Source organism: Kitasatospora sp. NPDC057595, assembly GCF_042800875.1.
Taxonomy (GTDB): domain Bacteria; phylum Actinomycetota; class Actinomycetes; order Streptomycetales; family Streptomycetaceae; genus Kitasatospora.
The window spans coordinates 63,388-77,431 of the sequence record NZ_JBHVGL010000001.1 but is presented as its reverse complement, the minus strand read 5'-3'; the positions used below and the strand labels follow the sequence as shown (position 1 = coordinate 77,431).

The 14,044-nt window shown below is 72.7% G+C and carries 11 protein-coding genes and 1 pseudogene; 6 read left to right on the top strand and 6 right to left on the bottom strand.

Features of this window, described 5'->3' with window-relative positions; all coding sequences use genetic code 11:
• Positions 1 to 347 precede the first annotated feature (347 nt).
• Positions 348 to 2,567: a helicase-associated domain-containing protein gene (locus ACFU9E_RS00385; RefSeq protein WP_380679648.1), complete on the top strand. Its 2,220-nt coding sequence runs from the start codon at positions 348 to 350 to the stop codon at positions 2,565 to 2,567.
• Between the two features lie 249 nt (positions 2,568 to 2,816).
• Here the strand turns inward: ACFU9E_RS00385 and ACFU9E_RS00380 are convergent, their stop codons facing one another.
• Positions 2,817 to 3,245 (bottom strand): CBS domain-containing protein, encoded by a 429-nt coding sequence (locus tag ACFU9E_RS00380; RefSeq protein WP_380679650.1) that lies wholly within the window; start codon positions 3,243 to 3,245, stop codon positions 2,817 to 2,819.
• 259 nt (positions 3,246 to 3,504) lie between these two features.
• Between ACFU9E_RS00380 and ACFU9E_RS00375 the strand changes: the two genes are divergently transcribed.
• Together ACFU9E_RS00375 and ACFU9E_RS00370 are read left to right on the top strand one after the other, a co-directional pair.
• Positions 3,505 to 3,954 (top strand): DUF5994 family protein, encoded by a 450-nt coding sequence (locus ACFU9E_RS00375; protein ID WP_380714688.1) that lies wholly within the window; start codon positions 3,505 to 3,507, stop codon positions 3,952 to 3,954.
• A 154-nt stretch (positions 3,955 to 4,108) separates the two neighbouring features.
• On the top strand, positions 4,109 to 5,377 hold the full coding sequence (locus ACFU9E_RS00370) for an ATP-binding protein (RefSeq protein WP_380679654.1): 1,269 nt from the start codon (positions 4,109 to 4,111) through the stop codon (positions 5,375 to 5,377).
• A 62-nt stretch (positions 5,378 to 5,439) separates the two neighbouring features.
• On the opposite strand, the gene ACFU9E_RS00365 is transcribed toward ACFU9E_RS00370, so the two are convergent.
• Positions 5,440 to 5,685: a hypothetical protein gene (locus ACFU9E_RS00365; RefSeq protein ID WP_380679656.1), complete on the bottom strand. Its 246-nt coding sequence runs from the start codon at positions 5,683 to 5,685 to the stop codon at positions 5,440 to 5,442.
• Between the two features lie 272 nt (positions 5,686 to 5,957).
• Positions 5,958 to 6,325: pseudogene (locus ACFU9E_RS00360) on the bottom strand (serine/threonine-protein phosphatase); the annotation flags it as partial.
• Positions 6,326 to 6,837: 512 nt separating this feature from the next.
• On the opposite strand from ACFU9E_RS00360, the gene ACFU9E_RS00355 reads away from it, so the two are divergent.
• Together ACFU9E_RS00355 and ACFU9E_RS00350 are read left to right on the top strand one after the other, a co-directional pair.
• Entirely contained in the window at positions 6,838 to 7,299 is a 462-nt protein-coding gene (locus tag ACFU9E_RS00355; protein WP_380679659.1) for a prevent-host-death family protein, read from the top strand.
• A 290-nt stretch (positions 7,300 to 7,589) separates the two neighbouring features.
• On the top strand, positions 7,590 to 7,718 hold the full coding sequence (locus ACFU9E_RS00350) for a hypothetical protein (protein ID WP_380679662.1): 129 nt from the start codon (positions 7,590 to 7,592) through the stop codon (positions 7,716 to 7,718).
• 65 nt (positions 7,719 to 7,783) lie between these two features.
• Here the strand turns inward: ACFU9E_RS00350 and ACFU9E_RS00345 are convergent, their stop codons facing one another.
• The 3 genes from ACFU9E_RS00345 to ACFU9E_RS00335 are packed head-to-tail and all read right to left on the bottom strand — an operon-like array spanning position 7,784 to position 9,514.
• Positions 7,784 to 8,065 carry a helix-turn-helix domain-containing protein gene (locus ACFU9E_RS00345; RefSeq protein WP_380681833.1) on the bottom strand — a complete coding sequence of 94 codons (282 nt, stop codon included), beginning with the start codon at positions 8,063 to 8,065 and terminating at the stop codon, positions 7,784 to 7,786.
• Entirely contained in the window at positions 8,049 to 8,837 is a 789-nt protein-coding gene (locus ACFU9E_RS00340; RefSeq protein WP_380681832.1) for a hypothetical protein, read from the bottom strand. Before ACFU9E_RS00340 ends, ACFU9E_RS00345 begins: the two co-directional genes overlap by 17 nt.
• Complete coding sequence (locus ACFU9E_RS00335; RefSeq protein ID WP_380681831.1) at positions 8,834 to 9,514, bottom strand: toll/interleukin-1 receptor domain-containing protein; 681 nt, start codon at positions 9,512 to 9,514, stop codon at positions 8,834 to 8,836. The genes ACFU9E_RS00340 and ACFU9E_RS00335 overlap by 4 nt, the downstream gene beginning before the upstream one ends.
• 392 nt (positions 9,515 to 9,906) lie before the next feature.
• Here ACFU9E_RS00335 and ACFU9E_RS00330 point away from each other — a divergent pair, with 392 nt between their 5' ends.
• A complete protein-coding gene (locus ACFU9E_RS00330) occupies positions 9,907 to 14,034 on the top strand; it encodes a hypothetical protein (protein WP_380681830.1) in 4,128 nt (1,375 codons plus the stop codon).
• Positions 14,035 to 14,044 lie beyond the last annotated feature (10 nt).

Sequence of the window (14,044 nt, the reverse complement as noted above, 5' to 3'; positions counted from 1 at the left end):
TCCTCCGCCGCTGCCCGCCAGGGCAACCGGGTGCCCGGACCGCCCAGTGGTCCGGGCACTCGTCGCTACCGCTCCGTTGACACGTCATCCTTGTGCTCCCGGCTGGTTCCGGCGGGCCATGGATGTCCTTCGGTGTAGTGAGGTGCCCCATCAGTACGAAGAGCGGATCGCCGCTGGCCACATGGTTGCGTGGCCTGGACGCGGCTGGGCTGGAACGCGTCCTGGCGGCGCGCCCGGACGCCGTGTCGGCTCCGGAGCCGCGGTCGGTCGGTGAACTGGCGGACAGGCTCCAGCGTCCGGCGTCGGTGGCGTTGGTCCTGCCCCGGCTCGCGCTGCCGTGTCTTCAGGTGGCGGAGGCCATCGCGGCGCTGACCACCGGGTCGCGGGAGGATCTGGAACGTCTCCTGGACGCGACCCACGGTGACCGCGCCCACGGGCTGGACGCCGCCCTGGAGGCGCTGGCCGATCGTGCTCTGGTGTGGCCGGCCGACAATGGGCTGCTGCTGATGGCGGCGCCGCTGCGAAACGCGTGGAGCTCGCCCCTGGGGCTCGACGCACCGCTCGTACGACTGCTCGCAGGCTCGAACTCCGACGAGTTGGGCCGCATGTTGGCGAAACTCGATGTCAAACCCGCCGCCAGCAGGAAGGAGAGCCGGCTGGCGGCGCTGGTCGACCATCACAGCGATCCGGCTCGGGTCGCCGCGCTGGTGGCCAAGGCCCCGGCAGGCACCCGGAAGCTCCTAGAGCGGCGGGCGCGTGAGGCTCCGGAGCGACCGGGCTTCATCATGTTCGGGACTCCGGCCGACTCCGCGCCCGGCGAACAGTGGGCGCTGGAGCGGGGGCTACTGATCCGGGACCGCCACCGGTACGGGCCGGCCCGTATGCCCGCGGAGGTGGCACTCGCGCTGCGCGGCTCCGGCTGGCACGCCCCTTTCACGCCCTCCCCGCCAGCTGTGCGGTCGGTGCCCACCACCGTCTCGGACATCGACCGGGAGGCCACTTCCGCCTTGATGGCGTTCGCCGCCCATGCGGTGTCCGTCCTCGGGGTGTGCGCCGTCGCTCCCCCGGCTCGGCTGAAGGCCGGCGGGGTCGGCGCCCGTGAGCTGTCCCGGATCGGCAAGGCAGCACGGTGCGACGAGATCGTGGTGCGTCTGGTGCTGGAGGCGGCGAGCGCGGCCGGGCTACTGACCCGGAGCGGTGACCGGGTCGCGGCCACCGCCAACTACGACACCTGGGCCGTGGAAGAACCGGCCGACCAGCTCGCCGTGCTCCTCCGGGCCTGGTGGACACTGCCGCTGACCCCTGGCGGGAACCGCGACGAGGACGGGAAGGCTCTGCCGGCACTCACCGGGGCACCGGCCTGTGGAGGCTGCCTTCAGGCTCGGCACGGGCTGCTCACGGCTGCGGCGCGACTCCCGGCCGGCGAGGGCTCGGCGAACCCGGCGGAACTGGGGGCGCTACTCGTCTGGCTCCGCCCGCTCGCCGACGAACTCCCCCAGGACGCCACGCCGTTCGCCACCCTGATCCGCGAGGCGGAACTGCTCGGCGCACTCGCCCGCGGGGCCCTGTCCCCGATCGGGACCGCCCTGCTGGCCGACGACGACGCAGCCCTGACCGATGCCTGTCGACGGCTACTGCCCGCCGCCAGCAGGACCGCCCGGTTCGGCAGCGATCTCACCGCCGTGGTCGCCGGTACACCGGCTGCGCATCTCCTCGCGCTGCTGGACGCCGTCGCGGACCGGGAGAGCGTCGGGACGGCGTCCGTCTGGCGGTTCAGCCCGGCCAGTGTCCGCCGCGCCCTCGATGCCGGTCTGACCCCCGACACCTTGACGGCCGATCTGGCTGACGTCGCCGTCGAACCGCTCCCCCAGCCGCTCTCGTACCTGATCCACGACACGGCGCGCGGCCACGGCCGGATGCGTGTCGTCGCCACCGCCTGTGTGATCCACGGCGAGGAGCCGGCCCTCCTGGCCGAGTTGGCCGCGCACCGCAAGCTCACCCAGCTCGGACTGCGGCTGCTGGCGCCGACCGTGCTGATCAGCCGGACCCCACCTGACAAGACGCTCGCGGCACTGCGGTCCGCGGGCTACGCCCCCGTCGCCGAGAAGCCGGACGGGTCCGTCCGCATCGAGCGGGCCCAACGCCCCCGCGCGGCGGGCCCGGCCCCCCTTCCCGGCGGCGGGTCCCGCCCGCAGCGGGCGGGCGGCCGCCCCGCGGACGTTCGGACCGCCGTCGACCTGGGCGCCCTCGCCGCCCGTCTGCGGGACGCCCCACAGGACGTCCCGGAGCCGGATCCGTACGACGGCCGCCCCTACGACAGCGACACCGAGGAGATCATCGCCGGGTGGGCGCGCAACCTCTCCTTCACCGATGTCCGCCAGTTGGCCCATGCCGTCAACGACGGGCAGGCCATCACGATCGAGTACGTGGCCACCTCGGGCACCACGACGGTCCGCACGCTCAGCCGACTCGAACTGGACGCCCCCTACCTCCACGCCTGGTGCCACCTGCGCGATGACGACCGCGTGTTCACCCTCTCCCGCATCCACGGGGTGATGCCCTCATAGCTCCGGCCGGGATCACCATCACCTCGATGCGGCGCCCGGTTGTGGTTCCGGTTGCGTTCACGCTCGTTCAGCGCCGTCCGGAGCCTGGCGAGCAGGTCGCTCCACCGCTGGTCGGGACGCATCCGACCGCCCCGGACAGCCGGGGGGACGAAGGCCTGACCGCACTGCGGTCAGGCCTTCGTCATGCCGTGGTCCCGGTTCCCGTCCCGGTCGGTCCGACTGGTTCTCACGGTGCGGACAGCGACGGCTTCACGGAGTCGGCGTGACGGCGAGCAGACCGGTGGCGCGGTCCGCGGTGAGGACGCCGAGGATGTAGCCGTCCTCGTCGACGACGGGCCGGACCGCCGAGTGCTTGATCCGCATCGCGAGCGCGGCCAGGGCCAGGCCCATGGTCGGCCAGGCGAACGGGCCGCGCTGGTGCGAGGTGGCGCTGATCGCGGTCCGGTCGGTGGACCAGGAGCGGGCCAGGAACGGGTGGAGTCCGGTGCGGGTCACCAGCCCTTCGCACCGGCCGTCGTGGCCGCGAACGAGGAGGTAGTCCAGGTGGGCGCCGCGGAGGATGTCGTCGGCCTGGTCGACGATGCTGTCGTCGGCTATCCGGTAGTCGCAGGGTTCCATGGCGTCGGCGACCGTGAGACCGTGGCCGAGCCGGGCCGGCTGGGGCGAGTGAGTAGTCACGGCGTTCACCGTTCCCGTCTCCGGCCGCCCGCCGGGGCGGGGCCTGCCGGGCTGTCCTGCACCCGGAACGAAGCCGGAACGGGGACCGGGATACGGGATGCCCTGGAGGTCTCCGAGGCTACTCCCGCGCCGGTCGGGCCGGGGGAGGCTACGGCGGAGTAACGTGGAGAGCAACCGAGGACATTCCGGACACCGGCATCAGCGTCGACGTCGCCCTGGGTCATGACGGGTCCCTCGCGGACCGGACGGGCGGCCTCAGATGATGCCGATCCCCCTCCCCATTCCTTCCTCCCCCGGGCCATGGACGGTGCCCGGTGCCCCGCTGCTGCCACGTCTGGCGCTGGAGCCGACGATGTCGCGGGAGGGTGTCTTCGACGGGGCCTGGTGGCCCCGCTCGAACCACGTCCTCGCCGAACTGCCGGACCTGATCACCGCGCTCGGCGCCCACTACGGGCGCATCCTGCGGGTCGGCCTCGACACCGAGGCCTGGAACGGCGTGCCCCGGTCCATCGCGGCGAACGGCCTGACGGTCAGGATCAACTGGTTCACCGGCCGCGACGCGACGATCAGCGTCACCCGGGGCCTCCAGGACCACTTCCTCCTGCTGGTGGTGCCGCCCGGCACCGATCCGGCGACCGCCGCCTCGGCCATGGCCGGCGCCTCCGCGACCGGAAACCACACCCCGGCCGCGGAACTCCTGCTCGGCTGAACGGCCCCGGTGAACGGCCCCGGGCGCGCGCGGGACCCGGGCGCGCGGGACCCTGGCCCGCGCCGGGCCGCTCCGCCCGGGCAGGCGGCCACACCCGGGTCGGCCGATGATGGGTCCGAGGGGCGGGGCGCGCGACGTTCGATCGAGGCGGTGCATGGCTGTCTGGCATGTCCGGGACTTCACACCGGACGACCTCGAAGCGGTGGTCCGGCTCGACACGGAGAGCGCCACCACGGACCGCGCCGCCGTCTTCCGCCTCTCCGACGTGGTCGCCGCGTTGCAGGCACGTGATCCGGGCGTCGTCGTGGTCGCCGACGAACGTCTCGTGGGCGCGGCGGTGGGCCGGGTCGACGGGGACCGGGCATGGGTGCTGCGCATCGCCCTGCACCCCGGCTGGCGGAACCTGGGCGTCGGCAGCGCCCTGCTGTCCGCGCTGGAGCGCCGGCTGCGGGACGCCGGTGCCAGGATCGTCGCAGCGCTGCTGCCCGAGGAGGAGACCGGCGCCACCGCGCTGGCCGACTCCGGGTTCCGCCGCCACCGCGGGCTCACGTACTTCGAGAAGTCGGAGGTCGTCAGCCCCCAGGGCCCGACGGTCCTGGCGATGCTGGGCGCGGTCATGCCCGAAGCCGGCCTCTGGGAACGGCTCACGGGCATGACCGACGAGAAGCGGCTCATCGAACGGCGGTTGGTGCTGCCCCTGGCGAACCCCGAGCTGGCGGACGCCCACGGGGTGGAACCGCCCCGCGCGGTCGTGCTGTTCGGTCCGCCGGGCACGGGCAAGAGCACGTTCGCCAAGGCCGTGGCGGGTCGGCTCGGCTGGCCGTTCATCGAGCTGTTCCCCTCCCGGCTCGCGTCCGAGGACGGGCTGGCCACCGAACTCGGCCGCCGCTTCGAGGAAGTGGCACAGCTCGACCACGTGCTGCTCTTCATCGACGAGGTCGAGGAGGTCGCCGGTACGCGCAGCCTCGCCGCCCCCACGTCGGTCGGCGTGGTCAACGAGCTCCTCAAGTCGATCGTGCGGTTCCGTGAGCGCGACGGCCGGCTCCTCGTCTGCGCCACCAACTCGGTGGCCGCCCTGGACCCGGCGTTCCTGCGCCACGGCCGGTTCGACTACGTCCTGCCGGTCGGGCCGCCCGATGCCACGGCCCGTGACGCGCTGTGGGCCGACTACACGGCGAAAACGGGTACCGCGGCCGACACGGCGGTCCTCGCCGCAGCCAGCGAGGGCTTCACCCCCGCCGACATCCGGCAGGTCGCCATGGCGGTCGCCCAGAGCACCTTCGAACGCACCCTCGACACGGGGAAGCGGACCCAACCCGGCACCGAGGACTATCTGAACGCCATCCACCGCACGCGTCCGACCGTTTCCGAGGAGATGGCCCGGGAACTGGCCGACCAGGCGGTCCGCTACGGGCGCGTCTGAGCAGCCGGGCGACCGCCGCCGAGGGCCCGCGGTTCGCCCGGAACGGACCGCCGTCGGTGCCGTCAGTACTCGGCGCCGCTTCGCAGGTAGTTGCCCACGACCTGGAGCCACGCCCCGGGGCCGAAGCAGACCTCGATCCGGTACGGCGTGTCCTCGAAGACCCGCAGAACGCGCAGCGCACCGCTCGGGTGCAGGTCGTACTCGAAGGTGACGCCGTCCACACTGTCCTCGTACTGCAGGTCCAACGGCCCCTTCGAGGGCTCGGCCGGCGCCCAGGCGTCGGCCGAGAGTTTCACGTAGACCGACATCTCTCCACCCCGCCTTTCCTGTCTGCCCGTTCGGTCAACGCCCCGACCGGACGGAGTTCCGGGATCGCGGCACCGGTTCCGTCCGACATGGCTCGCCGGCTGTCCGCGGGCACGGGTACGGGTACGGGTACGGGCCGCCGCGCGAGGGTCGGCCTCCGGGGAGCGGCGGGATCGGGCCGCTCCGACATCCCCACGGTACTCCGCCCCTACCGGGCCCACCTGGCGGGTGACAAACGCCGTGGTCGGGGCCGGTGCGTCAGCGCCACTCGATCAAGGGCCAGGACCCCCGCCTCGTCACCGCCGTCCGGCAACGGCAGGTACACCCGCACCCCGCCGGTCTGCGGTTCCTCGACGGGAACACCGCGCAGGAAGGCCGCACCCGCCGGGGAACCGTCGATCGGCACCGGCTCCCCCGCGTCCAGCCCCCGCCCAGGCAGCGGCACCAGCGCCAGCTGGCCGTAGTCCTGCAGCAGGAGCACCGGGTCACGGCCGCCGAACCCGCGCACCACGTCGGCGACCAGCGGGGCGATCAGCGGGGGCGGAAGCTCGTGGGCCTGATCGAGCAGCGCTCCCAACAGACGTTCGCCGCCCCCTCCGACCGGTCTGGCCCCGCTGCGCCGGCCGGCTGCTCACCGCTCATCGTCCCTCACCGCCGTCCTCCTCCGGTCGCGGCACTCGGCACCGGCTCGATCGGTCCCGGCAGCCCCCGCAGAGTCCGCCGCGGTGCGGGTCCTTCCATTACGCCCGACGGCAGTGCGTCGTGCCCCCGGTCACCCGCCGGCACGACCACCGGGCCGGGCGGAGCACGGCCCCGCTCTGGTTGCGGTTCTGGTTGCGTTCACTTCCGTCCATTGCCGTCAGAACCTTGGCGGCCGGACGCTCCGCCGCAGGCCAGAGCACATGCGGACCCTTCCGGACAGCCGGCCGAACAGCTGGTAAGCGTGTTGGCGGCAATCATCCACGAGTTCGAATCTCGTATCCTCCGCCGGTGGAAGGCCCGGACCGCTCAGCGGCCCGGGCCTTCGTCCTTCGACAACCTCGACCGGCCGTTGGTGGAGCCGAGCCGGCTCTGACAGGGCGGGCACCGGGCGGTGACGATCTCGACGGGCATCTCGATTGACTTCGGAACACATTCCGAAGTGGCGTCGCCCCATGTCCACCCTCACTGTGTCGTTCTCCGATCTGTCGAAGAACTCCAAGCGCGTCGCGGACACCGTTGAACAAGCCCAGCGCGTTCACGTCACGCGCCGTGACGGCGAGGATCTGTACCTCACCACCGAGCGCCACGACCGCCAGCGCGAGGAGACCGCAGACGTCACCGCCCGCCTGTTCGCCGCGCTGATCACCAGCGACGAGGGGGCCCGCGCCGTCCGTCTCGCGCTCCCCGAGGTATTTCCCTGGAGTCGGCATCTGTCGGCCGACGAGGTTCGAGAGTTCGTCGTCGACCTCGTGAACGCCACCCGCGACGCGGTGGAACTGGACGTCCACGCCAACCTGCACCGCGTGATCGTCGAGTGGCGCGCCACCGCCCGGATCCTGGCGGATCCAGAGCTCGCCGCGCAGCTCGCCGAACCGCTTCCCGACGAGGACCACGGCGAGGTCCTCGCACCATGAGCCCCAAACGCGGCGACGATGTCCCGCCACCACCGACCGGCAACGAGTGGAGGCTGCGCTTTGCCACCAACTCCAAAAGCGATCAAGAGACATCCCTGGCGGTAAACCTCGAAGTTCATCGATCGCGCTCCCGAAGTCAGCCCGCCTCGGTCTTGGGCGCCTGTTCGATGCGGCCGCGCCCTGGCCCTACGGGGCGCGGCCGACCCTTCTCGGGATGTTGCGGACATGCTCAAAACGGCCCTAGCGTGGACGGCTGTTGATCCATTCGCGGCCCGTCCACCTTCGCCTGGGTGGGCGGCGGCGAGGGCCTCTCCTACTGGGAGGACGCCACCAACCCCGACCTGCTGTGGTCACTGCAGGAGACCACCGGCAGCCGCAACGTCTTCGCCGTCACCCAGGCCACCTACGGCGGCGGCTGAGCACCGGACGCCCCCACGAGGTTCCGGGCCGCGCGGCGCGGCCCGGAACCTCGTCGCGTCCGGGGTCAGTCGTCGGTGCTCCCGGCGGCGAAGCGGGCGCCCGCCTCGATGTCGTCGTGGTGGACGCGCACGTCCTGGATGCGCAGTGCGCGCATCAGGTCCGGCATCCGTACGACGTACGTCCGGCCGACCTTGCGCAGGGCGCAGGGGAAGTCCCCGCGGGCGATCCGGCGGTACGCGGTGGCCGGGCTCAGGCCCAGGGCGTTCGCGGCGATCCGCAGGCCGACCTCCGCCGGGAGGCCGAAGACCACCGAGAACGGCACGAACTCGTCACGACGGCCCCGCATGGACGCCTCCTCCTGTCTCGGGCATCTCGAACAGGGCGGACTGCTCGCCCGTCGTGCGACGGCCGGCGCCGTGCGGTCCGCCGGGCCGGGACCGGCTGGTCCGGCGGACCTGGCGCACGTGCGGCAGTAGGCCCAGGCGGTGGGCCAGCGCACCCAGGCGTTCGCCCTGGACCCGCTGGAGCAGCCTCCCGGACATCGCGCCGACGGACACGACGCCGGCGGGCGTCCGGACCGCCAACAGGGGCACCGCCCCGTCCCGTTCCTCGCCCCGCTCCGCCACCGGGACCTCCTGGGAACCGCGTCGCCCGGTCCGCCAGCCGGCGGCGAACGCCGCATCCATCAGGTGCCGTTCGACGTCCGCCGAGGGCTCCGGGACGCTCCGCGCGCCCTCCAGCACTCCCAGCAGCAGTGCGGACCCGACATCGGCCCGTTCGGCTCCCGTCCGGCGGGCGATCGCGTACGCCGCTCCGCGCAGCCGGGGAGCGAGCAGCCCGACGGCGGTCAGCGTCCAGATCCGCTCGCCGCCGGTCGCCGACTCCTCGCGGATGTGGTGTGCGACACAACGCCAAGCGGCGATCCGCTCGGAGCCACCGGGAACGGAGTCGCGGGCGTGACGCCTCAGCTCCTCCCAGGAGCGCGGCACACCGGCCTCGCACGGTGTCGCGGGCCCGCACGGCAGCGCCGTGTCGGCGCAGTACGCCTCGACGCTCCGGCAGATGCCCGCGAAGACGTCCGCGGCCGGTGGTACCCGCATCCGGTCGGCCCTGGTCATGACCGCTCGTCACCCGGCAGGTACTGGTAGAGGTGACCGCTGCCCGTGTGGACCGGCCCCCCGGCCTCATGGATGTAGGTCCCGGAGAACTCGCCGACCCTCCCGATCCCCCCGTGCTGCGTGTGCTGGATCACCTGGGCCCCGCCGGCCCGAGGCAGGCGTTCCTCCGACGGGGCCGGGGCCCGCAGGTACCCGTTGTCCCGTGCGGCGGCGTGGAGTTCGGGCAGTTTCACGAGGTCGTCGACCAGCTTCCCGAGGTCGGCGCCGACGTTGCGGTGGCTGAACCTGCAGTACTGGCGGTCGGCGAGGCCCCTGATCCGGGCCGGGAGGTCCTCGTGCCGCAGCCGCTTCGCCCCGCCGACCAGTAGGGGGACGACCACGGCTCCGGTGTCGAGCGCCTCCGCGATCTCCCGCTGGGTCCAGTCCTCCTCGCCCTCCCGGGGGATCCGCCCACCCGGCTCCCCCGCCTCCAGCCACCGGGGGCCGATCACGGCCAGCAGCACACTACTGCGCCGCACGGCCGTGAGCAGTTCCCGGGGGAAGCGGCTCCCCGGTGCGATCGACTTGCTCGCCCGGAACACGTTCCCGGTGCCGAACACCCGCGACAACTCGCGGTCCACGAGCGTGGCGGTCGCCTCCTCGTCACCGGTCCGGTAATTCACGAAGATCAAAGGCATGCAGAATTCCGTCCTGTTCGCACAACGGCGGCCCGATGGGCTGCCGGTCTTCCCCAGATCACCCTGTCGCCCACTCTGACACCGCGCAGTGGCGCTCCGCAGAGGAAATTCGTGTTTCCCGTTTCCTCCTTTCCCACCGCCCGGGATGCCGGTCGGAACACCTCCGCCACCACGACGAACGTGCCTTCCACGGCGCTTGGTTGAGGAGATGGGCGCAGCGGAGGGCGGTATCGGGGAATTCCCCGCACCGGCCGGCTGTACCGGCTATCGTGGCGGCGACCGACCAGGGGGAATGCGTGTTGCCGGAATCCTTGTTCTTCGTCGCGACGGACGCCGGTATCGCCGTCGTGGATTCGGCGGGAACCGCCCACTGGCCGTCGTTCCTGCCCCGAATGGCAGCCTGGCTCGCCCGGGTGGGCGGAGCGGACGAACACTCGGAGCGGGACCGTCTGACAGCAACCGCGGCCGAGCTGCGGACGGCCGACGAGGCGGAGGCCCGGGCCGTCTGCCACTGTCGCGCCGTGGCCTGGCAGGACCGCTTCATCGACCTGCTGGGGCGGCTCGATCCCGGGGAGCGTGAGGCGGCGGCATCGCGTCTGCAGCGGCTGGTGCGCGAGCACGGCGCGGGGCGAAGCAGCGGGCCGCCCGCCGACTCGGGTCGGCTCGCCGGCCCACCCGGCGCCGGCTGCGTCATCGAGAACCACGCGAACCTCGTCGTCGTCACTTCCGGCGCGCCCCAGCCGGACACCGCGGACACCGATCTGCGCGCCGTCCACGCGGTCAAGCGACGGTTCCTCCTGCGCGCGGACCGGCTGCGCCCGACCTTCGGGCTGGCCACCAGCCCCTACGCGCAGCAGCTGTTCGCCCGGCTGGTCGCGGAGGACGCGCCGACGACCATCGTGTGCGAGGGCTCCGCCGGCATGGGGAAGTCCACCGTGGTGGGCGAGGTCGTCGCCCTGGCGGAGGACCGGGGGTGGCCCGTACTGCCCTTCCGGATGGACGAGATGGACGCGGACGACCGGACCGCCGAGGCCGTGGGACGTCGACTGGCTCTGCCCGCCTCACCTGCCGCACTGCTCGCCCGGATGGCGAGTGACACCCCGGCGCTGCTCGTCGTGGACCAGCTCGACGCCGCGAGCAGCTACAGCGGTCGCATGCCCGACGCCTTCGAGGCCGTGGACGAGATGCTCGACGCGCTGGCCGACTCACCGCACGTCCGGATCGTCCTGGTGGCCAGGACCGTCGACGTCGAGAAGGACCCTCGGCTGACGAGCCTGGTCAGGCAGGAGGGGAGGACGGAACGCTTCGCCCTCGGCCCCCTCGACGACGAGGCCGTGCGTTCCGTTCTCGAAGCGGACGGCACCTCGGCGCGGGCACTCGGCGCGGACACGCTGGAACTCCTCCGCACCCCGCTGCACCTCGCGGTCTTCGGCAGGCTCTCGCCGACCGCGCGGACGGCGCCGTACCGGAGCCTCCAGGAGCTCTACGCCCGGTACACGGAGGAGACCCGCCGCACGATCGAGCGTTCGCTGCCCGCCGGTGCCTGGCCGGAGATCACCGGCCGGCTGGTCGACGAGATGAGCCGGCGCGAGACCCTCACCGTCCCCGACGCCCTGCTGGACCGCTTCGCCAGAGCCGATCTGGCCGTGCTCGTCTCGGCCGGAGTCCTGTTCAAGGCGGACGGCGAGCGCACCGGGTTCTTCCACGAGACGTACTTCGACTACCTCTTCGCCCGCGCGTTCGTCGGCGCCGGCCACGACCTCCATGACTTCCTGGCGGCGAGCGGCCAGGCCCTGTTCCGTCGGGCCCAGACCCGGCAGGTGCTGGAGCACCTGCGCAGTACGGACCGTGCGGAGTTCCGGCGCACGGTGGTCCGCCTGCTGACCTCCGGACGGGTCCGGCCGCACCTGCACTTCATCGCCCTCGCCGTACTGGAGGAACTCGACGCCACGAGCGAGGACTGGGCCGTCCTGGACCCGCTCGCGTGGGGAGAGGGGGTCACCGCGGAGCGGCTACGAGGGCTGCTGGCCCGGCCCGCGTGGTTCGACGCGGCCGACACGGGCCGGTGGGAACGGTGGCTCGCCGACCCGGGAACGGTCCCGCTGGTCTTCCGGCAACTGGAGTGGTGCACGGAACAGCGCCCCGAGCGGGTGCTGGAACTCGTCGAGCCGTACGTGGACGCCGACGAAGCGTGGCGGCGGCGGATCCGCGAGTGGGTCGGCAGGTGGCCCACACCGTCCTCCGTCGCCCTGGTCCGCCGGCTCATCGACCGCGGCGACTTCGACGACAGCACCGACTGGCGGATCGGCACCGGCGCGGCGTTCTGGGGCCTTTTCGAACAACTCGCCCAGCAGGACGCGGAATCCGCGATCCGTGTGCTGGGGTTCTTCCTCACCCGGGCGCTCCGTCGGACCGCCGCCGCCGGCTACAGCGACCCGTTCGACTCCGGGCACCTGCCCACACCCGGCGGATCCCGGTTGGGATCCCTCGTCGTCGAGACGGCCGCGACGGCACCCAGGGGCGCACTCGACCACGTGCTGCCGTTCGTGATCGCCGTGGTGGAGTCGAACCACGCCGCCGACCCGGAGGCGGACGTCCCGCAGTCCCGGTGGACGCATCCGCCCTCCTCGTTCGAACCCGGCATCAGCGACGCCCTGTACGCGGCGGCGCACAACGCCCTGCGGACCCTGGCCGAGCGGGAGCCCTCCGCCGTCGTGGAGGCCATGGGAATCCTGGCGGCGGGTGAGGGATGGGCGCCGAACTTCCTCGCCTGCCGGACCTACGCCACGTGGAACCGGCCGGACGAGGCGCTGAGGTGGCTCACCGCGGCTCCCGGACGCCTCGGTCTCGGTTGGCTCGACAGCCCTTACCAGGCCTCGCGCGAACTCATCTCCGCAGCAACGCGGAACTGCGGGGAGGAGACCCTGCTCCGGCTGCTCCGGACCCTTCTCCGTCATTACCCGGACCACGAACGCACCCCCGAGCACCGGGACCTCTTCGGGCGCGCCCAGTACGAGCTGCTCGAAGCCGTCGACGAGGGACGTTTGACCCCTGAGGCGAGGAGACGTCTCGGCGAGCTGGAACGCAAGTTCGGACGGGATTCCCTGCGCGACACCCGTCCGGTGGAAGCCCACTGGGTCGAACCCCCGATCGCCTCGTCGGCCGGCGATCGCATGACGGATTCCCAGTGGCTGCGCGCGTTGCGCAAGTACACCCAGGAGGGCGTCGAATGGAGCGGCGAGCGCCCGAGGGGCGGGGCCACCGAGCTGGCGTCGCTGCTCGGGACCACGGCCGGCCACTGGCCGCACCGGTTCGCCCGGCTGGGGTGCAGGTTCGACGAGGGCATCCCCCTCCCCGCGTTCACCGCCCTGATCGAGGGCGTCACCCCGGGCGTCGGAGCCGACCTCCTCCTACGGCTCTGCGAGCACGCCCGGCTCGTGGCCGGCGAACACGTGGGACGGACCGTCTGCCACGCGATCCTCGACAGGGCGGTGGACGTGGCCGACCATCCGACCACGATCGGCCTCCTGAGCGGTTGTGTGGACGATCCCGACCCACCGGCCGACCCGGTCCGGACCGGGTCGCACCGGGAGGAGGACTACGGTGCGAGTCTCCGGATCACGGGAACGAACTCCACCCGAGGAGCGGCCGCCCTGGCCATCGGGGGGCTGCTCAGGACGACGGACGCGCCGGTGCGGGCGCTGCTGCCACTGCTGGAACGACTCGTGCGGGACACCAGCGCGGCTGTCCGGGTGTGCGCCGCCGACCCCGTGCTCGCGCTCGTGCGCCACGCCCCGGGCCCGGCCCTCGATCTCGCCGAAGCCCTCTTCGCCGACGCCCCTGTGGAGATCCACGTCGCCCACGCACCCAATGAACTGCTGACCTGGGCCCTCCTCCAGGACACCGGGCGCTTCGCACCGCAGTTGGTCCGAGCACTCGAAGGGCCCGACCTCGCGGCACCGCAGGCCGGAGCGAGTTGGACGGCGCTCGCCGTACGGGAGCGGCTGCTCCCCGGCTTGCCCGCCGGCCCGAGGTCCCTGCTTCCGGCGGCACGCCGGGGTGCGGCGCGGGCGGTCGCCGACGATCCCTCGCGCGGCGCGCCGCTGCTCCCCGGCATGTTCCACGACGACGACGCGCAGGTGCGTCAGGCCGCGGCCCAATCCATGCGCGCCGTGGCCTCGTTGCGGCAGGAGGTCGCGGACGGTCTCATCAGTTCCTTTCTCTCCAGTCCTGCCTTCTTCGAGCACCCCGAGCCGCTGGCCGCTTCGCTGTCCCGGTCCACCCTGCGCCTGCCCTCCCGAACGCTTGAAGCGTGTCGGGCCCTGGCGATGGTCTCGACGCCGAACCACGGGACCCGGCCGCGCGGAAACACGGTCGTCCAGGGCGACTTGATCGAGACGGTGCTGCGCCTGTACCGCCAGGGGGACCAGGAAACGCGGGCCCGGTGCCTCGACATCATCGACAGCCTCTACCTCGTGAACGCGCACAGCCTGAGCAGCGCGCTCCACGGGGAACGCTGAGCCCTCCCGC

What these genes read in the sequence shown, in the direction of transcription:
- ACFU9E_RS00375 (WP_380714688.1), top strand. Translation starts at nt 3,505, where the DNA reads ATGATGCCGATCCCCCTCCCCATTCCTTCCTCCCCCGGGCCATGGACG.
- ACFU9E_RS00370 (WP_380679654.1), top strand. Translation starts at nt 4,109, where the DNA reads ATGGCTGTCTGGCATGTCCGGGACTTCACACCGGACGACCTCGAAGCG.
- ACFU9E_RS00365 (WP_380679656.1), bottom strand. Translation starts at nt 5,685, where the DNA reads ATGTCGGTCTACGTGAAACTCTCGGCCGACGCCTGGGCGCCGGCCGAG.
- ACFU9E_RS00355 (WP_380679659.1), top strand. Translation starts at nt 6,838, where the DNA reads ATGTCCACCCTCACTGTGTCGTTCTCCGATCTGTCGAAGAACTCCAAG.
- ACFU9E_RS00345 (WP_380681833.1), bottom strand. Translation starts at nt 8,065, where the DNA reads ATGCGGGGCCGTCGTGACGAGTTCGTGCCGTTCTCGGTGGTCTTCGGC.
- ACFU9E_RS00340 (WP_380681832.1), bottom strand. Translation starts at nt 8,837, where the DNA reads ATGACCAGGGCCGACCGGATGCGGGTACCACCGGCCGCGGACGTCTTC.
- ACFU9E_RS00335 (WP_380681831.1), bottom strand. Translation starts at nt 9,514, where the DNA reads ATGCCTTTGATCTTCGTGAATTACCGGACCGGTGACGAGGAGGCGACC.
- ACFU9E_RS00330 (WP_380681830.1), top strand. Translation starts at nt 9,907, where the DNA reads ATGGCAGCCTGGCTCGCCCGGGTGGGCGGAGCGGACGAACACTCGGAG.